The organism is Paenibacillus sp. p3-SID867 (assembly GCF_025142895.1).
In the GTDB taxonomy this organism is placed as follows: Bacteria; Bacillota; Bacilli; order Paenibacillales; family Paenibacillaceae; genus Paenibacillus_AQ.
The window spans coordinates 1-18,293 of sequence record NZ_JAMBDM010000009.1; the positions used below are offsets into that span (position 1 = coordinate 1).

Below are 18,293 nucleotides of genomic sequence, written 5' to 3' on the forward strand. Positions count from 1 at the left end.
AGGATGTACCCGTTCGGCGGAGGGCATGCGCGCCGATTGCCAGAGGCTCGAGTAGAGCCGCCTGATCCAGTGACAGTCCTTCCATCCGGAATAGATGGGGGACGGGAACAGAAATCCGCTCGCGCATGCCGCCGCAGCAGTTCGTTTTGCCGCTTAGGCAGGCGACGCAATGGCCGCAGTGCAGGTACGGAATCATACTGACCTGAGCGCCCACTCTTAACCCTTCCGGATTATCGCCAATCTCTTCGATCACCCCGGAGAGCTCATCCAAGGATGCGAGGGTAAGTAAAATAAGGCTGGTTTCCCTGGTATGCGTGCAGATCCGTGCTACAGATGCCGATGCGCCGAATCGCGACGATCGCCTCCCCTTCGCCCGGGCAGTACAGAAACCGATGCCGGTCTGTAAAACGGCGAATACAATTACCTGGGAGAGTTGAGGGTGTCTCTGCGTTCGGGAGGGATGGATCAATTCAAACGTGAGAAGAACAATAAACCTAATACTGAAGATCGGCACTCTAGGGTATTTAATTGATCCTTTGTATAGGGTGAATTTCGCTATAATAGATAATGTGCCGACATACACCATCCATATTTCGTATTATTTATACATGTCTTATGGATACAGTTAAACAGCGGTACAGAATCAGATAATTGAAAGATAGGAGCTGGCCCTAAATCTGATTTTCCCAAGGTCAGTAGGTAAATCAAAGATGCTCTAAATTTGCAATTATTAACTTAAAATGCAGATGAGGGATGTGAAATGAAAGCACTTCACTCTAATGATGAGTGAAGTAATCAAAAAGCCAATCGCCCTCACAGTTTCGAAACGTCCACAATCAAACCATGCAAATCTAGAGAGGATGTGTCTCGATTGACTTATATACAATCCCTCGACTTGAACAGAAGTTTGCTAGATTTTGCCTACAAACGAAAAAGTACGGGCAAGGATCAATACCAAGGCACGTTTCATGCCCATCAAGGCATCGAGATATTAGTTATCCATGAAGGGAAAGGTACCCTTATTTTAAATCAAAAGAGCTACGAAGTAGCGTCCGGGACGCTGTGCGTATTTCAGCCGTATCAGCTGCATCATGTTCAGATGGACATGCAGCCACAGACGCCCTTCGTTCGCACGGTCCTTCATTTTGAGCCTTCGCTCTATGAAGCCTATTTCAATAAATGGCCGAGCTTGATGGCTTTCTTCAAACATATTCATACGAGCAAGTTGCCCCAGCCATGTCTTTATAACCTGGATGAACCGGATCAGTTTCACGCCCTGTTTCAAAGCTTGGAGCGGAAGCGATCCACTCTCAGTAAGAAGGATGAACTGGAAGAGTATTCCTTGTTTATACTCCAATTTTTCCATGCTTTCAAATCGATATGGGAGCAAAGCTCCGGACAGATCAGCCCCAGCTCTACACGCAAGGTGCATCAGGCGGAGCGCATCCTCGTTTGGCTGGAGGGTCATTACACGGAGCCGCTGCGCCTAAAGCAAATGGCCGCCGAGCTCCACCTGTCACCGTACCATTTGTCCCATTTGTTCAAAGAATGTACGGGGTCTAGCATTTCTGACTATGTTACGGCAAGGCGCATGCAGCAGGCCATGAAGCTGCTGACCTCAACGGATCAAGCCGTCGCTCGAATCGCTGAGGCTATCGGCGTGACGAACTGCTCCTACTTTTGCAAGCTGTTCAAAACCCATTTTGGCGTCACCCCGCATCAATACCGGAAGCAGCTGCTCAATTGGTCCGGCGTTACCGCTGGCCCGCATTCGTAATCATAATCGCATCGCGCTGTGTAATGAGGCAGAGCTCCGCCGCCTTGAACGCATGCTCTTGCGTCATGGCATTCTCCGTGCGGTTCAGGCAATCCAGAATCCATTGGCCGAAGTAAGGGTAGCCGACTTTGCCGTTCACAGCAAAATGCTGCTCGCCATCCCGGTTCACCAGATAAACATGATTGCCTGTGTTCTCGCGAACGATATCGACATATTTGCGTATCTTAATAAATCCGTCGGACCCGAGGATGGTCATTCGGCCGTCTACCCCAAGTGCTGAGACCGTCCGGCGTCATCCAGTCCACCCGGAAGTACTCGGTCGCGCCGTTATCGCCAATCAGTGTGGCATCGCCAAAATCCTCAAAGTTCGGGTATAGCAGATAGTTACAGTTTGCGACCTTGCTATGAATCACTTCAGCATCCTTTGCTCCGGTAAACTGTAGGAACTGCTCGATCTGATGGCTCCCAATATCGCATAGAATACAGCCGAACTTCTCTTTCTCAAAAAACCATGCCGGCCTATTCTTCGCATTTGATCCGATGCGCTCCAAGTCCGATTACCTGGTGGACGCGACCGATCGCTCCTTGCTTAATGAGCTGTTCCGCATAAACCGAGCTTTCCACATGCAGGCGCTCGCTGTAATATACCGCATATTTGCGTCCGGTCTCGGCGACCTTCGAGCGAGCTTGCCACTCGAACCTCCGGATTAGTGCTGACGAACGCTTATCCACCTTCGCCGGGTCAGATCGTACACCCACATAACTGACCTCCCACTTCCCGAAGTCCGCTGCACATGCCGTAGATGTGTCCGTGATCCAAAGCCGCGGCGGCAAATATAAACTCTACAGGCTGACAAACAGCATTGAAGTGGCTCTTTGGGTGCGTAATTCATTCCGTCGCTTTTTGCATGTTCGGTCACTCCTCCTATTTAAAAGTGACGCCGGTTGTAATCGTCTGCGGCGCAAAATTCTCGATTGCGTTTTTCTTCTCATAGAAATGAGTTGCATTTGCCTGCACGCCGCTTCTTGTGTAGAACGAGTCCTCGCTCGTGAGTGGAAGCTTGACAAGCGCGCCGGTGCTGGCTGATTTATAAATAGCTGTAATAAGCTCCAAGGTTTGCCGGCCGCTTTCGCCGTCGATCAACACCGGAGTGCCCGTCTCGATGGCTGTCAGCACATTATCGATTTGCCCTGCATGTGCTTCATACGCAACTTCCGGCAGCCCCTCGTACAAAGCATGCAGTTGGGCCTCCAGCTCCTCGTTCTTCTCAGGGAAACCGTTAGACTTAGATGTCGACGCTTTCACCTTCCAAGGGGCGGACACTCTCGCCTTCTCTCCCTGGAAAATGAGCTGCTGCTCCTCACCGTGATGAACGACGGAGCTCGTCACCTGACCAAGCGAGCCGTTCGGAAAACGCAGCATGCCGATGGAAATGTCCTCTACCTCTGCGTTATCGTGCGCGACATTGCTCATGAACGCCTGCACTTCCGTCGGACTTCCCACCATCCACAGCAGCGCATCGATGTGATGCACGGCATGATTCAGCGTCGGTCCGCCGCCTTCCTTCTCCCAAGTGCCGCGCCACCAGAGATCGTAATAGCAGTGGCCGCGCCACCAGAAGGAATCGACCTGAACATGGCCGATTTTGCCCATGAGTCCGCTGTCCAGCACGGATTTTAATTTCATCATTGGTGTTTTGAACCGATTTTGGGCCACCACGGACAAGATGTTGCCGGTGCGCTTTTGAGCTTCGATCATCAAATCGCACTCTTCCAGAGAAGAAGCCATAGGCTTCTCCACGATGACATGGGAGCCTGCCTCCAGAAATTCCGTCGTAAGTGTTGCGTGCGTGTATGGCGGTGTACAGATCGATACGAGATCGATGTCTTCCTGCAAGAGCTCCTTATAATCCTTGACCACCCGTGCATTCAGCTGAAAACGATCCATGCTCTCCTGTGCTTTATCCACATAAATATCACTGATCGCCACAATCGTGCATCGCTCCGGAAATTGTAAATATCCCTCAATGTGAGCTCTTGAAATCGCGCCTGCTCCAATGATCGCTACCTTCAACATGCTTATCAGCCTCCTGTGCTTTGACTGATCCTAGCATACCAAGAATAAGCTCTCCTAAGTGACACTACTTTGTGCAAAAATACTACTACTTTGCGGTCGGATGTTGAAATTAAGTCATGAGGAGGGGGAGGTATAGCCGAACTAGAGATTGTTCTTGTCTTCCTAACCTGATGTTGTTTGCTGGAGGGATTTATTACATGAGAATACAGGGCGTGCAAACAAGAGTTATTCTGAGGAAGTTAACAAGGACGATATGAGGCTGGCTATTGAGGAGAACTTGTCCTTTCGAGAAGTGGCCAGGTGATTAGGGATTCGGAATAAAACACATGTTGAGGTACGGGTGTAATGGTATCAACAATTTGTAAGAATGCCGTTGTACCCCCAATGCCAGTATTTAGAACCGTGGCTTTTTCCACTCGCTTGCTAAGCTGTTCATCACTAAGCCAGAGTTAAAGCAGTGGATACTGCGGCATAGCGGGCAAGTCGAGTGTCGTGCGTCGCTTCTACGAAACACTAATGTCTCTTTTACGTAATTTCTTAAATACCGAGTATTCCTTATTGGACTTAATAAAACTTAATATCTTTTCGGCACATTCTGTTGGATTCATCTCTTCCGTATTTACTTCGAGGTCATATTCATCAAAGCAATATACTTTGCTTATCTGTGAAGCTGCTAGTCCAATCTGTCTATCTCCTCTTGTTTGCTCTCTTCTTATGAGTTCTTCTTTCGAGCATATTACACCTATAAAAAACGTAGACTGGTCGAAAAATAGATCAAGAAACTCATTAAACCTCTTGTCATTGTCAATTACGGTATCAGCTATTACATTAAAACCAAATTCTAATAACAATTTAATTGTCGAATTGTACACTGAGAATATGGAATCATCAAGTATTTGTGAGACAATTTGATGATCTATTTCTTTTGGAGGTTCATCTGGAAATTTATTATTAAAAAAATCATTGTAATTATTAAAAAAATCATCAATTGATAAATGATAAAAAAGTATCTCTTTCTGATTTATCAGTTCAGTCGATATGGAGGTCTTTCCGGAACTTGAAGTTCCATTTAGAAAAACTAATATTCCTTGCTTCAATTTAATCATCCCTTCAAAAAAATAATCATTTCGTATCATTCAGACAACGTTATATTCACAAAGTTCATTAAATAATCCAACTGATAAAATATTCGAGAAGCGATTAAACTTTCCTGCCCGTTCGTATTATGAGGTAAACCCTTGAATTCGTTTGTCTGCCTCATAACAAGCACAACTTCAATTCATTCTCATCCATCAACGTCAAGGCATTCCTCCATAAGATAATTACATATTCTCTCCAAAATTCTCGAAAGGGTTGACAATCCGAAATAAATGCCATATTTTAAGAATGAATCATTCATTCATAAAACTCAAACTTTCTTTTTAACTTTTTTCAGGGTTACTTGCACTCAGCATTTATTGAAAGGAGATAATTTCATGAAATTAATACTAACGTGACCATTTTTACTCCGTTCGACAGGACCCTCTGACCATTTCGACAATTCTTTGAAATATCAGTCGTAATTATAAAATAGGAGGAATGAATTTATGAACACGGAACGCGCGATTATTATTGGCGGAGGTATCGCCGGACTGCTGGCAGCCAAAGTACTGTCAGGATTTTATGGTGAGGTTATCATTGTGGACCGAGACGCTTTTCCTGAGGAGCCTGAAAACCGTCCCGGAACACCTCAGGCCTTCCAGCCCCACCGGCTTACGCCTCGCAGCAGGATTATTCTAAACCGTTTATTCCCTGGATTTATTAATGAATTAATCAACAATGGAGCTCACCCCACGCTTGGGAAGACCACGCATCTTATCAGCCCTTACGGGCGGATGATCGCAGTCGAACAAAATCACGATGCGTCCTTCAGCAGGGCGTTGTTCGAATGGGTCATGCGCAGCTATATTCAGGGTATCGATAATGTTCTTTTGCTTGGCTTGAATGATGTGATTCATCTTCAAACGACAGAAGATCATTCACGAGTAACAGGCATTGTTATCAGGGAGCGTACCTCGGGTGAACGTCAGCAGTTCACGATGGCGGCAGACCTTATCATCGACACGAGCGGCCGTTTCTCCAAAACCGTTCAATGGTTATCCGAGCTCGGGTATGAAGTTCCGCAGGCTGAGCGACTAAAAGTATCTTTGGGGTACAGCACACGACGTTATCGCATCCCTGTAGGGCGCAAGGAAGAGCTGGATGGGATTCGCATGGAAGGCGATCCTCACGCAGCGTCACATGCAGGCGCTTTTTCGATCATTGAAAACGATATAGCAGAAATGGTACTCTGGAATTTGAACGGTCGTTATCCCTCCACCGATCCGGCATTATTCGAACAAGAAATTCGGCAACTAGGGAACCCATTATTGAATGAAGCGCTGCAAGGACTGGAACCGATCGGGCAACCGCGTGGTTTTCGGGTTCCGGAACTGTCAAGGCAGCGATTTGAACAGATGGAGCGATGGCCTTCCGGATTGCTGGTCATGGGAGACGCCTTCTGTCAACTTGATCCTGTTTACGGACAAGGAATGACGCTTGCGGCGATTGAAGCGGAGATTCTTGAAGCATGTCTTCACCAACAGGTGAGTCGCCCCAAACCTGACTTCGAACTCGAAGTCCTTACTCGGATACAAGAAATCATCGAGCCGGCCTGGTGGTTAAATGTCGTGTCTGACCTCCGCTGGGAAGGCGTGGAGCACATCGGTGCACAACCGATTCAAGGTTTGACGTTCGTGCAGCATTATTTCGAACATATCCTTAAATGGTCTACGGAGCATGACAATTACGACATTTTCGGATTATATTGGCTCGTCAACTCCTTGTTCTTATCCCCGCGGGAACTGTTTAATGCGGATATGGTCACATCCTTGCTGGCTGCGGGTGGTTCCGGTGAAGCTAAGCAATGGTTAGACCGATGGATCGAGGATTCGGATCGACCGCTGCATGAACGACTGGAACAAACGATTCCTTCATTTGAGCGAGCTCCCTTCGCAACCATAGAGCAACTTATGCCATCATCATGATCATATACAGCAAATAAGTAGTAAAAGGAGTGCTAACCAGTGACACCATTATCCGAAGAACAGTTGATTAAACGGCGAGAAACGCGAAGACAGCAAATCTTAGAAGCTGCCTTAAAGGTATTTGCCCAACGTGGCTTGCATGGAGCCAAGATGAGCATGATCGCTGAAGAAGCCAATCTTAGTGCTGGCCAGCTCTACCGGTTTTTCGAATCGAAAGAAGAGCTGTTCGTCACCCTGATCCGGCAAGTTGCCGAGGAAACTGCTCGGGAGATGGAGAGGATCTACGAGATCCCGGGTTCCCCTTTTGACAAACTTCGCATCTTTACTGCGAGCATTCTGAAAGAGGAAAGCACACAATATCCGTTCAAGCTGATCCAGCACGCCAATTCGGCTGAAGATGTGCCGACTGAAGCTAAACAACTGCTGCAGCATTTTTCCGTGAAGCGCTATATGGATCAGCTGCTTCCTTTGTTCGAGGAAGGCCAGCAGATTGGGGATTTCGCACAAGGCGATGCCCGCCAGCTCATCTCCGCATTTTTGACCATACTGTCCGCATTGATTACACTCAACATGCCAATCGATGACGATCATCAGCTGCCAGATGCGGATATACTCATGCGAATTGTAGCGGGTCCGCGCGTCCAAGAGCGCTAAACCATACTCAGGAATTAAAAGGTGATTGATCAAGTTCCGTGGGATCCTGATCAATCACCGAAACCTTTCCGGCCCAAGTCCCATCTTAAACTAATCGGTTACTAACGGATTGCCATTTCTCGCTCCAGTGTCGTTTTTCCTCAATAAAACTTTAAGAGATTGTGCCTTTTTCATATTAAGTACTTTTTCAAGTCTCGGTCTATTTAGAGGTCATCTTTAAATGTCTGGTTTACGGGGGTTAATGAGTATGTACGGTGAGGGATCCCTTAATGATGCAACTGATCTTCTTTCTGTTGTTCTGAAGCCCAACCTTTCTCAGGATGGTAACCCGAATCAGGCACACTCCCCATTTTCCGAAAAAAAGTTATCCTGCTCCTCATGCGTCACATATCCAAGATATAGGCCTATCGCCCTTGCAATAAACGGGTCGATTGCACATAAATCAGATGTAGAAATCTCGGATAGACTTGTCAAGATGGACTGTCATTTTTGCATTGTACACAACAAGGTCCGTTGGCGGTTCAAAAAGCCATTTGATCTCCAACAGGCGCCATCATGACAGTAGTGCCCATATAGATGGCATCAGCCCCGAGCGCCATCGCTTTTAGAACATCCCCCGGTGTAATTCAATCCCCCCGTTGCAATTAAGCTTACTTCACGGGTTGCACCTTTTTTCGCAAGAAATTTGGCCGCCCTGGTTATGGCAAACATCGTAGGAAATCCGAGGTCATCTTCCATAATAGGCGCAGTTGCATGAGTGCCTCCTTCGGCCCCGTCCACTGTAATAAAATCAATCCCGGCCTCCAGTGCAATGCCTGGGCTCCCGGTTTTCAATAACATCCATCCTGGAATATTTGTCTCTACTGTTTAGCCAACTCCCTCGGTACCATCATCGATACATCGATTCCTTCGAGGAAGATCGCTCCGCACAGATTGGTCGACCATCCTAACACGATTAGTGCTGGTGTAAGCTGATTATGTCGCATATACTGTGTCTATGGAAAGAACGCACTTTATTGTGCTATTAGCACCAGTAAGTGATATAGGTACCAAAAAGTTCCTGTATTTTATTGAAACGATCATTGACAGGAGGAGACACCTCATGGAACTGCAACCGAAACGAAAGTACATGATACCGGCAGAAGCCACAATCAATGTTATTGGAGGCAAATGGAAGACGCTGATTCTATGCCACTTGTCTTATGGACCCAAACGAACGAGCGAGCTTAAGAAGGCCATGCCGGACATTACGCAAAAAATGTTAACGCAACAGCTGCGCGAGCTGGAAGAAGACGATATTATCTTCAGGACGGTCTATAATCAAGTCCCGCCGAAAGTGATCTATGAAATGACCGAAACAGGTGAATCATTGAAATCGATTTTGGATCTGATGTGCGAGTGGGGAGAGAAATTTATTCAAGGCAGTTTCAAGAAAAGCAGGACCGAATAAAGACAGCAACGGCAGCCTGGGACGTGAACATTACGTCCTGGACTGCCGTTGCTGTTTGCAGAGGGATACCCTGCCATAAACGAAGTCAATATCAGCTTCTATTTTGCCAAATTCAGACCCAGATTATAAGCTTGCGTCAGCATGTTGATGATGAAGACTGCTATTGCCGTAAGCAAATCCGTTGTTCCACCTCGGTTGAATATTGCTTATGCTTACCTGTCCAATCGGGCTCGTCAGCGTCCCCCAATACAGGATCAAAGCCGCTGCGAAGCAAGTCCAACACCTCCGTCTCATGCCCTGCTTTTATAAGGCCTTGTACAAATCGATCCGCAACTGCAAAGCTTAAGGAATTTGTTCTTGGATGCGTAACAACCGTGAGTACTTTCATTAGGGTACACCTTCCTTTTCTAAACTAAGAACTTCGATTTTCATTTTCTTTGAGTAAGGTGTATAAAATCGTACGCACTCTTCTGTTATATAGGTACCAAAACGTACCTATTAGAACAATAGCATGACATATACAGGCACAGGTACTAATCAGTACCTATATCACTTTTTGGTGTTAATAGCACAATAAAGTACGTTCTTCTCAATTCTATTTCCATGCTTTAGAGTTTGATTTGCAGGAACATACACTTAACCGTTTTGAGGAGGATTTATATGAACAAGTATACAGGTAAGAAAGCCGTTGTCACAGGTGGTACCCATGGCATGGGGTTAGCAATTGTCAAGGCGCTCCTTGAGGGGGGAGCTGAAGTCGTGCTCACTGGCCGAAACGAGAAGAAGATCAACGAGGCCCGGAACGAGCTCAATTCGAGTTCGGCGCATGTCGTACGATCTGATGCCGCGAGCATGGCGGACATCGAAGCGCTCGGAGTATTTGTAGAGGAAAAGCTGGGCCGCATTGACTATTTGTTCGTCAACCACGGCATTGCAGAGATCAATTTGCTTGAGCAGGTGACTGAGGCTTCATGGGACCGCCACTTTAATATCAACACCAAGGGCTCGTTCTTCACCGTTCAGCGTCTTGCTCCCTTCATTAATGATGGTGGCGCGATTGTCTTCACTACAGTTGCCAATGATAAAATCTTCCCCGGCTTGAGCGCCTATTCCGGTTCGAAGGAGGCTGTGGTAGCGATTGCTCAGGTGCTCGCCGCTGAATTCCTGCCTAGGAAGATTCGCGTAAATTCAGTAGCCCCCGGTTACATTGATACCCCGTCTATGGGCGTTCCTGGTCTGACCGATGAGGAACGAGCGGAGTTTATGAAACAGGGAGACGAGATCACTCCGCTGAAGCGCCACGGCACAGTTGAGGAAGTTGCTGCCGCCGCCTTGTTTTTGGCCGCTGACGCGACCTTCACCACTGGCGTCGAGCTGCATGTTGACGGAGGGTTCGCTAGGGGTCTCGTGTAACATGAAAGGGGCTGTCCCCATAAATAACAAGTTTAAAATAAATAAAAGCATTAAATGACGTATCAATATAGTTTCTTTTTCGCCTACCCCGTTACTTAGGGAAATACGCACATTCAATTCGTTCAAGTCATATTTATAAAGATGTATTGAATCACGAAACTTCCCAACCCAACGAAGTTGATGAAAATAGCTTCGAACGAGCGTTTTCAAACCACTTATTCGAAAGGGGGGTTCTCATGGAGCCCGAGGAAGAGATAAAACAGTTGGAAGCATACGGCAAGCTTCCTCTGACGTTTATTCCCAATTCCGGGCAAGATGATGACCGGTTTTCGTTCTATGTACAAGGCAATGGCTTTCGTTACGCCTTCGCTCCGGACCACGTGATGATGACTTTTTATGTTATCGCCCCGCTCTCCTTGCCTTTTACCAAAATCGGGGCCGCCGGTTCACGTATTCGGGAACGGACGGATCAAGAACATGAGCGCCAAATAGATGGCGTCAACTTGATATGGCGTTTCTTAGATGCCCATTCCGCCATTACCGTGGAGGGCACCTCGCAGGAGCCGGGAAAGGTCCACTTCATTCACGGAACCGACTCCCAAAAGCATTACACGAATCTTCCGCTATATCGGGAAATTACTTACCGGAACATATGGTCCGGCATTGATGTCGTATTTCAAGGAATCGAAGGCAAGCTGAAATATGATGTGGTGATACAGCCGGGCAGCCGTGTGGAGGACATCCGGCTTGTATGCGAAGGTAGCGTTGATATCCTGATTGATGATGCCGGTAATTTGCAAATCTTTACTCCATTAGGAACGTTGACAGATCAAAAACCGGTCGCTTATCAAGTGGTAGATGGAAGCAGAAACATGTTAGACTGTGCTTTTCTACTCTCCGGAGAAGCGGATGGGAATAAGATCGTTGGCTTTAAAATGAAGGAAGAGTATAATCCGAACCTGCCTTTGGTGATTGATCCGATTCTGCTTTATTCCACTTATCTCGGCGGAGGCGGCGGTAATCTGCTTCTTACTCAGGCTCAAGGTATCGCTGTCGATGATTCGGGCCATGCGTTCGTAACAGGATATACGGATATCCCTAACTTTCCGACGACCCCGGGCGCTTTTCAAACGACCTCTCAAGGAGGATTTGACGCCTTTGTGGTAAAGCTGAATCCAGCCGGGACCGCCCTTGTCTACGCCACCTATCTCGGGGGAAGCGGTGAAGATCAAGGCTTCGCTATAGCGGTGGATGCTGCGGGTAACGCGTATGTAACGGGTTATACGGAATCCGCCGATTTTCCGGTGACCCCCACCGCCCTGGATCCAACCTTCAAGGGCATGCGGGAAGTTTTTGTGACTAAATTGAACTCATCCGGTTCCGCTTTGATCTACTCGACCTTTTTAGGGGGACTCGGTTCCCTTCGTGATGAGGGCCACGGTATCGCAGTAGACGCTTTGGGTAACGCGTATGTGACGGGATTCACAGATGCTACCGATTTCCCGGTGACCCCGGGCTCTTTTAACACGACGTTCAATGAGGGTATAAATGTATTCGTGACGAAGCTGGATCCAGCCGGCTCTTCACTCGTATACTCCGGTCTCCTTGGTGGAATGATGACGCCCAATAGTCAGGGTAGGGCTATCGCCATCGATCCTTCCGGCCATGCGTATGTAACGGGTTCTACCGAATCTCCCGATTTCCCGGTGACTCCCGGTGCTTTCGATGTCAGCTTCAATGGTGTTCTTGATGTTTTTGTCACAAAAGTGAATCCTGCCGGGACCGGTCTTGTGTACTCCACTCTTCTCGGTGGAAATGCAGCGGATGAAGGGTTTGGCATCGCGGCGGATATCTCAGGAAATGCCTATGTAACCGGGATGGCAACCTCAACCGATTTTCCGGTGACTCCGGGCGCTTTTAGCATAACGAACGGCGGTGGTGAAGATGGATTTGTAACCAAGCTGAACCCAGCGGGTTCCGCTCTCGTCTATTCCACCTATCTCGGGGGAAGCGCGAGCGATGCGGGGCGCGGTATTGCGGTAGATGCTTTCGGTAACGCAAGTGTGATCGGCGCGACATTTTCTGCCGACTTCCCGACCATTCCCGGCGCCTTTCAATCCAATTTGAGAGGAGCCGAGGACGCCTTCTTTACCCGGATAAGTTTAACGGGTACATCTTTGCTGTATTCTTCTTATCTTGGAGGAAGCAGTACTGACGGTGGTTTCGCAATCGCGATGGATGAATTCGGCAATGTTTATGCTGCTGGTCATACGGAATCGGCTGATTTCCCGGTGACCCCGGGTGCATTCGATGCGACACAAAGCGCATTTGATTCGTTTATCGTGAAAATAGGGGAAAATCTTGTGCCCGGACCACCGGGACCACCGGGACCACCGGGACCGCCTGGACTACCAGGTCCGCCGGGATCCGAAGGTCCTCAAGGGTCAACAGGTCTGCAAGGGCTGCAAGGACCGCCCGGGCTAAGAGGACTGCCGGGTACTGAGGGACCGCCCGGGTTACAAGGGGGCCCTGATCTACAAGGGGCCCCAGGACTGGAAGGGCCACCAGGTCTTAGAGGGCCGCAAGGGGATCCTGGACCACCTGGACCACCAGGTCCGAAAGGGCCGCCTGGCATTCGGAAAAAGTGTGCAAAGCGGATCCGCAAAAAACCGATCAAAAAGAAACGATTTCGAAGGGTATGCCGCAAAATTAAAAAACTCATTTAGGTCTATAGATAAATAGTTTTAGTGAAAACAATTCCCCCCTCCATCTTTCTTATAGATGTGGCAGTTCGGAAGAGCTACAGCTGACATGAGCGTAATGAAATAGCCCTGATTAAACCAAATAAATTGGTATGATCAGGGCTTTTAAACTTGTTCGCTTCGGGATCAGTCCACTATTAAAGCAAAATATAAATCAACACGATATTGCTTTAGAGATCAATACAGTTCCATTTGGGCGGATTCCTACCTCTTCGATTAACCTTCTACTGCTGTGAAAATGTTCCTACGCCCACCCATATCTTGAACTACAGCAAGTTCGAGAATAGCTGTAATGAGCTGGGCCAAATTTAAATTCTCGGCATCAGCAATGAATGCAACGGTTCCTCCACCAATTGGGAAGTTATTACATCCAATAATATATAATTGTCCGGGTGCAACATCGTAATTTTTTACATCTGGAGCTCCTGGTCCGGGAAACGTACAACCGGACTCTACTTGTTCACCAACCGTAGTTAAAACAATAACGTCTCCTATTGTTGGAACCGGTACTGTAATAGCCATGATAATTTTGTCCCCTTTCTTATCTATTTTTTTGTCAGCTGACATAGGTATCATATGAAATATAAAATAGAAAGTGTGGACTCAATACTAGTTTTTATGAGATATTCTCCTTGCTACTAACGAGAACTCTATCCTATTCTACCGCCCCTACCAGCTCAAACATGGTTTTTTGGAGGTCGTGAGAGAACCGTTTTTATTACGGGATCATTGCCCCTAAAGCCGCAACGTTCTCCCGGCTCCCCCATCGTAAAACGACTACAAAAAAAAAGCCAACCAGAAGATTCTGGCTAACCTGATAATACGAAAAGCCTGATAATACGAAAAGCCTGATAAGTCAGGCTTTTCAGCTGTAATAAATGTAGACACTTTTGTGTCATTAGACAGAATGTTTTCTTCATTCAAAACTATGGTCTCGTTAACTAACACATTTTATGGGTCCTTTTGTTCATTGCAGGATTAAATTCAGGATGATGGAAGTGGAAGAAATACCGTACTGCTCAATTTATATGGTAATCGGCGTAATTGCGATTCCCCGAGGGCTATCTCCAACCGGAATCACAGTTCCAATGACCGCGTTGGTGGCCGTACTGATCACCGAAACGGTATTATTGTTTAAATTGGCTGTGTAGGCGCGGGTACCATCCGGTGTGATGGCAATGCTCTCAGGACCATCCGCTGCGGGCGCTAGATTAATAGTGGTTATTACTGTATTCGTTGTCGTATTGATCACCGAAACCGTGTCGTTAAAATTTGCGATATAAGCACGTTCACCGTCGGGAGTGATCGCAATATCACTAGGACTGTCACCTGCGGGCGCAAGGCTAATGGTAGTTATCACCGTATTCGTTGCTGTATTGATCACCGAAACATTATCAGTACCAGCGTTGGCCGTGTAGGCCCGGCTGCCATCCGGAGTGAACGCGATCCCCGACGGATTGGTACCTGCTGGAGCCAGAGGAATCGTTGTCAGAACAGTATTTGACATGGTGTCAATCACAGTTACCGAATTGGTTCCCGTATTAATAGAATAGGCACGAGTGCCGTCAGGAGTTATGGCAATGTCATTGACACCGGTTTCCGGAGCCAGGGAAATCGTGGTGATGACCATATTGATTGTTGTGTCGATTACGGAGACGGTATTGTTCCCGGGATTTGCTGTATAAGCACGGGAACCGTCGGGTGTTATGGCAATACCGGTAGCATTGATTCCCCCAGGAAAAATAGAAATGGTCGTTAGGATGTTATTGGTTGCCGTGTCGATAACAGAAATTGTGTTTCCGCTATTTGCCGTATAAGCTCTTGTCCCGTCTGGCGTAATTGCTATTCCTTGAGGAGTATCTCCTACTGAAATCAGATCGATGACCGTATTGGTTGCCGTATTGATAACCGAGACCGTGTCATCGGCACTATTCGTTACATAAGCAAACGGACCAAAGTCAACGGAGCTAATTGTACAAATCGGGAAGATCCGTGTGCCAGACTCACCAATGAGAATCAGGCTTCCTTCATCGACCCGGAAAATTCGCCCTTGAATCGTATCAGGAGAACCCTCAGTTATTAGAGAAATAAACTGACCCACTAACCCTTGAAGCTTCGAACGAAGGTCTTGAAAGCAGATATTCTCAGTAGAGATTCCTGGTGGTCCGGAAGGACCTGGAACCCCTTGGGGTCCGGGTGGTCCAGCGGAGGCAGGAACTCCTGGAATTCCCTGAGTTCCTGGTGGTCCTGGAGGGCCGGGAACTCCTGGATTTCCCTCAGGCCCGGAAGGTCCCACTTCTCCTCGTAGACCTTGCAATCCAGGCGGTCCGATAAGACCTGTCTCACCCTGCGGGCCTTGCAATCCAGGTGGACCATGAATCCCCTGCAGGTTTTGAGGTGCAAGCGGAACATGAAATGACGGATTCGACCTACGGCGAATTCTCTTCTTAATATTACGAACTTTTTTCCTTTTCCATTTATATTTAAGAATGTTTCTAAGTTTGAATTCTCGAAGACGTTTGGTTTTTCTAAACCTAGATCCCATCCGCTGACACCCCTCATGACATTTGTATATTCTATGTATTCATTTATCAAATGGGTGTGCATAAACCTATTGACTGATTAAATGGGCATCCATTCATAACCTAGGTGGGGCTGTGATTTTTAGTATATTCTTATACATAATGCTAGGCGGTCTAAGCCGAGGAAAAGGTCCCACATAGTACTCCAGGTTACGTGTGGGTAGTATAGAATCAAACAATCGTTTGGAGAGAATACTCATAGTTATGGGTCCTAAATATCTAAATTAAATTCAAGAAGACGTGTCTGAGAAGAAGGCAAAAGAAAAGCACCCCAAGGATGCTACTTCTCCATCACAGGCCCCATATATTCCGCTTCGCACGAAACACAGGACCAAAAGAATGGATTGGGTTGATATTGCTTTACTTCCCCATCACATTTGTAACACTTGTACGAATTTTCTGAAACCTGAGTTAGTTTAAGAACCCTATGTGAGAGACCCTGCCTAAGAGTAAAATGTCGCTCGTGGAACATTAGAGATCCCCCTATCCTACTTGAGAATCATACTTCTTAAGTGATTGAACGGATTAAACAAGAATGGTTTTCTAACACCAGAGGCGATATCTTAGCTGGTATCGTGGTAGCTTTGGCTCTTATACCAGAAGCGATTGCATTTTCAATTATTGCTGGTGTTGATCCAATGGTAGGGCTATATGCTTCATTTTGTATTGCTGTAATTATATCCTTTATAGGTGGTCGGCCAGGAATGATTTCCGCTGCTACCGGAGCAATGGCCCTACTTATGGTTCCGCTCGTAAAGGAACATGGCATTCATTATTTATTGGCGGCAACGGTCCTCACTGGCATTATCCAATTGCTGTTTGGAATATTCAAAATTGGTAAACTCATGAAATTCATACCGAGAGCTGTCATGATTGGTTTTGTTAATGCTCTTGCCATTCTAATATTTATGGCTCAAGTACCTCATTTTGTAGGAATTTCAACGCTAACCTATATTTTCGTTGCCGTTACCTTGATTATTGTATATGTTTTACCCCGTTTCTTCAAAGCAATTCCAGCACCTCTTATCGCTATTGTCGTGCTAACTGCCGCAGCAATATGGGGCAATCTAGATTTGGGAACTGTCGGTGAATTGGGAGTCATCACTCAATCCTTACCCTCTTTTCTAATCCCTAACATCCCATTTAATCTTGAAACGTTACAAATCATTTTCCCCTACTCGATTTCCCTAGCTGTTGTGGGTTTGGTTGAATCTCTTCTAACCTCTTCGATTGTAGATGATATGACTGAAACAGACAGTAATAAAAATAAGGAAGCTCGTGGACAAGGCATCGCAAACATCATTACGGGTTTCTTCGGTGGAATGGCTGGCTGCGCGATGATCGGACAGTCTGTCATCAATGTAAAATCGGGCGGTCGTACTAGGTTGTCGACATTTGTAGCCGGTGTGTTTCTGATGTTTTTGATTATTGTTCTAGGTGGAGTTGTGGTACAAATTCCAATGCCTGTCTTGGCTGGGATTATGATTATGGTATCAGTTGGTACCTTTGACTGGTCATCATTCTCCTATTTAAGAAAAGCCCCTAAAAGTGATGCCTTTGTCATGCTGGCTACGGTCATTGTTGTTGTTGTTACCGATAACCTTGCAATTGGGGTTCTCTTAGGAATCATCCTAAGTGCCATATTCTTCGCTTCTAAAATATCAAAAGTAAGTGTTACAACCGATATCAGGGGGAATAAAACAACGTTCAAGATCTCTGGCCAACTCTTTTTTGCATCTGTAGAAGGATTCGTCAACGCATTTGATTACAACGTCACAGAGAGGGACATTGTTCTAGACTTTTCGAATGCACATATTTGGGATGACTCAGGCGTCGGCGCCGTAGATAAAGTTGTAATTAAATACCGTGCTAATCATAACCGTGTCACCATTAAAGGACTCAATGCATCAAGTGAAAAAATTGTAAATAGATTAGCTGTATACCACGATTCTAACGCGCAATTAAAATCTCATTAGAACAGGAGTGATATCCATGTATCAACATATTTTACTTGCTGCGGACGGTTCTAAAAATTCAGTTCGTGCTGCAACTGAAGCAGCTAGAGTCGCATCTCTTAGTGATGGTGCAACCGTTGAGGTTTTCTTCGCTGTAGATCCAACCAAAATAAAAGAAGAAGTGCTCCATTCACAGAACCATGAGGAAATTGAGTTAAAACGGAAACAAAAACTATTACCAGTTACAGAAGAACTGGGAAATAAAAACGTGAATCATCAAATCACAATAGTCATTGGTGATCCGGGTCCCACAATTGTTGATTACTCAAAAAAGAAAAATGTTGATCTGATCATTATAGGAAGTCGCGGCCTTAACTCATTCCAAGAATTTGTTTTAGGAAGTGTCAGCCATAAAGTAGTAAAGAGAGCCCGGTGCCCTGTTATGGTGGTAAAGTAATAATAATGAAATTAAACATGACCTATGTCAAAAGGAATTGTTAATCAGCTTCCGAGAAACTGCATCTAGGAACGCCACCGGAATTTGGCGGTAACATGAAG

Annotated in this window: 15 protein-coding genes and 3 pseudogenes; 8 read left to right on the forward strand and 10 right to left on the reverse strand. The window is 46.5% G+C overall.

Going from position 1 to position 18,293, the window contains the following annotated elements; all coding sequences use genetic code 11:
- Positions 1-416 (reverse strand): annotated as a pseudogene (locus M4D81_RS18790) (alcohol dehydrogenase catalytic domain-containing protein); the annotation flags it as partial.
- Between the two features lie 455 nt (positions 417-871).
- Between M4D81_RS18790 and M4D81_RS18795 the strand changes: the two are divergent.
- Positions 872-1,777 (forward strand): AraC family transcriptional regulator, encoded by a 906-nt coding sequence (locus M4D81_RS18795; protein WP_260067620.1) that lies wholly within the window; start codon positions 872-874, stop codon positions 1,775-1,777.
- On the opposite strand, the pseudogene M4D81_RS18800 reads toward M4D81_RS18795, so the two are convergent.
- From M4D81_RS18800 to M4D81_RS18810, 3 genes and pseudogenes are all read right to left on the reverse strand, one after another.
- A pseudogene (locus M4D81_RS18800) lies at positions 1,755-2,670 on the reverse strand (Gfo/Idh/MocA family protein). The gene M4D81_RS18795 and the pseudogene M4D81_RS18800 sit on opposite strands and share 23 nt — an antisense overlap.
- Before the next feature lie 32 nt (positions 2,671-2,702).
- Positions 2,703-3,854: a Gfo/Idh/MocA family protein gene (locus M4D81_RS18805; protein ID WP_260067621.1), complete on the reverse strand. Its 1,152-nt coding sequence runs from the start codon at positions 3,852-3,854 to the stop codon at positions 2,703-2,705.
- Positions 3,855-4,357: 503 nt separating this feature from the next.
- Positions 4,358-4,951: a chloramphenicol phosphotransferase CPT family protein gene (locus M4D81_RS18810; protein WP_260067622.1), complete on the reverse strand. Its 594-nt coding sequence runs from the start codon at positions 4,949-4,951 to the stop codon at positions 4,358-4,360.
- Between the two features lie 489 nt (positions 4,952-5,440).
- Between M4D81_RS18810 and M4D81_RS18815 the strand changes: the two genes are divergently transcribed.
- Together M4D81_RS18815 and M4D81_RS18820 are read left to right on the forward strand one after the other, a co-directional pair.
- Positions 5,441-6,919: an NAD(P)/FAD-dependent oxidoreductase gene (locus tag M4D81_RS18815; protein WP_260067623.1), complete on the forward strand. Its 1,479-nt coding sequence runs from the start codon at positions 5,441-5,443 to the stop codon at positions 6,917-6,919.
- A 39-nt stretch (positions 6,920-6,958) separates the two neighbouring features.
- Positions 6,959-7,573: a TetR/AcrR family transcriptional regulator gene (locus M4D81_RS18820; RefSeq protein WP_260067624.1), complete on the forward strand. Its 615-nt coding sequence runs from the start codon at positions 6,959-6,961 to the stop codon at positions 7,571-7,573.
- Positions 7,574-8,094: 521 nt separating this feature from the next.
- Here the strand turns inward: M4D81_RS18820 and M4D81_RS34845 are convergent.
- Positions 8,095-8,172 carry a hypothetical protein gene (locus M4D81_RS34845; RefSeq protein WP_397376761.1) on the reverse strand — a complete coding sequence of 26 codons (78 nt, stop codon included), beginning with the start codon at positions 8,170-8,172 and terminating at the stop codon, positions 8,095-8,097.
- A complete protein-coding gene (locus tag M4D81_RS18825; protein WP_260067625.1) occupies positions 8,156-8,407 on the reverse strand; it encodes a glutamate synthase-related protein in 252 nt (83 codons plus the stop codon). Before M4D81_RS18825 ends, M4D81_RS34845 begins: the two co-directional genes overlap by 17 nt.
- Before the next feature lie 268 nt (positions 8,408-8,675).
- Between M4D81_RS18825 and M4D81_RS18830 the strand changes: the two genes are divergently transcribed.
- Complete coding sequence (locus M4D81_RS18830) at positions 8,676-9,023, forward strand: winged helix-turn-helix transcriptional regulator (RefSeq protein ID WP_260067626.1); 348 nt, start codon at positions 8,676-8,678, stop codon at positions 9,021-9,023.
- A gap of 141 nt (positions 9,024-9,164) precedes the next feature.
- On the opposite strand, the pseudogene M4D81_RS18835 reads toward M4D81_RS18830, so the two are convergent.
- Positions 9,165-9,411: pseudogene (locus M4D81_RS18835) on the reverse strand (NAD(P)H-dependent oxidoreductase); the annotation flags it as partial.
- Between the two features lie 272 nt (positions 9,412-9,683).
- Between M4D81_RS18835 and M4D81_RS18840 the strand changes: the two are divergent.
- Positions 9,684-10,436, forward strand: a complete 753-nt coding sequence (locus M4D81_RS18840; RefSeq protein ID WP_260067627.1) for an SDR family oxidoreductase — start codon at positions 9,684-9,686, stop codon at positions 10,434-10,436.
- A 236-nt stretch (positions 10,437-10,672) separates the two neighbouring features.
- Positions 10,673-13,162, forward strand: coding sequence for a DUF7948 domain-containing protein (locus M4D81_RS18845; RefSeq protein ID WP_260067628.1), 2,490 nt, complete (start codon positions 10,673-10,675; stop codon positions 13,160-13,162).
- A gap of 252 nt (positions 13,163-13,414) precedes the next feature.
- Here the strand turns inward: M4D81_RS18845 and M4D81_RS18850 are convergent, their stop codons facing one another.
- The 3 genes from M4D81_RS18850 to M4D81_RS18860 all read right to left on the reverse strand — a co-directional run bounded on the left by M4D81_RS18850 (position 13,415) and on the right by M4D81_RS18860 (position 15,793).
- Positions 13,415-13,720, reverse strand: a complete 306-nt coding sequence (locus M4D81_RS18850; RefSeq protein ID WP_260067629.1) for a hypothetical protein — start codon at positions 13,718-13,720, stop codon at positions 13,415-13,417.
- 502 nt (positions 13,721-14,222) lie between these two features.
- Positions 14,223-15,299 carry a beta-propeller fold lactonase family protein gene (locus M4D81_RS18855; RefSeq protein ID WP_260067631.1) on the reverse strand — a complete coding sequence of 359 codons (1,077 nt, stop codon included), beginning with the start codon at positions 15,297-15,299 and terminating at the stop codon, positions 14,223-14,225.
- Positions 15,299-15,793 carry a hypothetical protein gene (locus tag M4D81_RS18860; RefSeq protein ID WP_260067632.1) on the reverse strand — a complete coding sequence of 165 codons (495 nt, stop codon included), beginning with the start codon at positions 15,791-15,793 and terminating at the stop codon, positions 15,299-15,301. Before M4D81_RS18860 ends, M4D81_RS18855 begins: the two co-directional genes overlap by 1 nt.
- 499 nt (positions 15,794-16,292) lie before the next feature.
- Here M4D81_RS18860 and M4D81_RS18865 point away from each other — a divergent pair, with 499 nt between their 5' ends.
- Complete coding sequence (locus M4D81_RS18865) at positions 16,293-17,756, forward strand: SulP family inorganic anion transporter (RefSeq protein ID WP_260067633.1); 1,464 nt, start codon at positions 16,293-16,295, stop codon at positions 17,754-17,756.
- A gap of 16 nt (positions 17,757-17,772) precedes the next feature.
- The gene (locus M4D81_RS18870) at positions 17,773-18,192 is read left to right on the forward strand and encodes a universal stress protein (RefSeq protein ID WP_260067634.1); all 420 of its coding nucleotides are present in this window, start codon (positions 17,773-17,775) and stop codon (positions 18,190-18,192) included.
- Positions 18,193-18,293 lie beyond the last annotated feature (101 nt).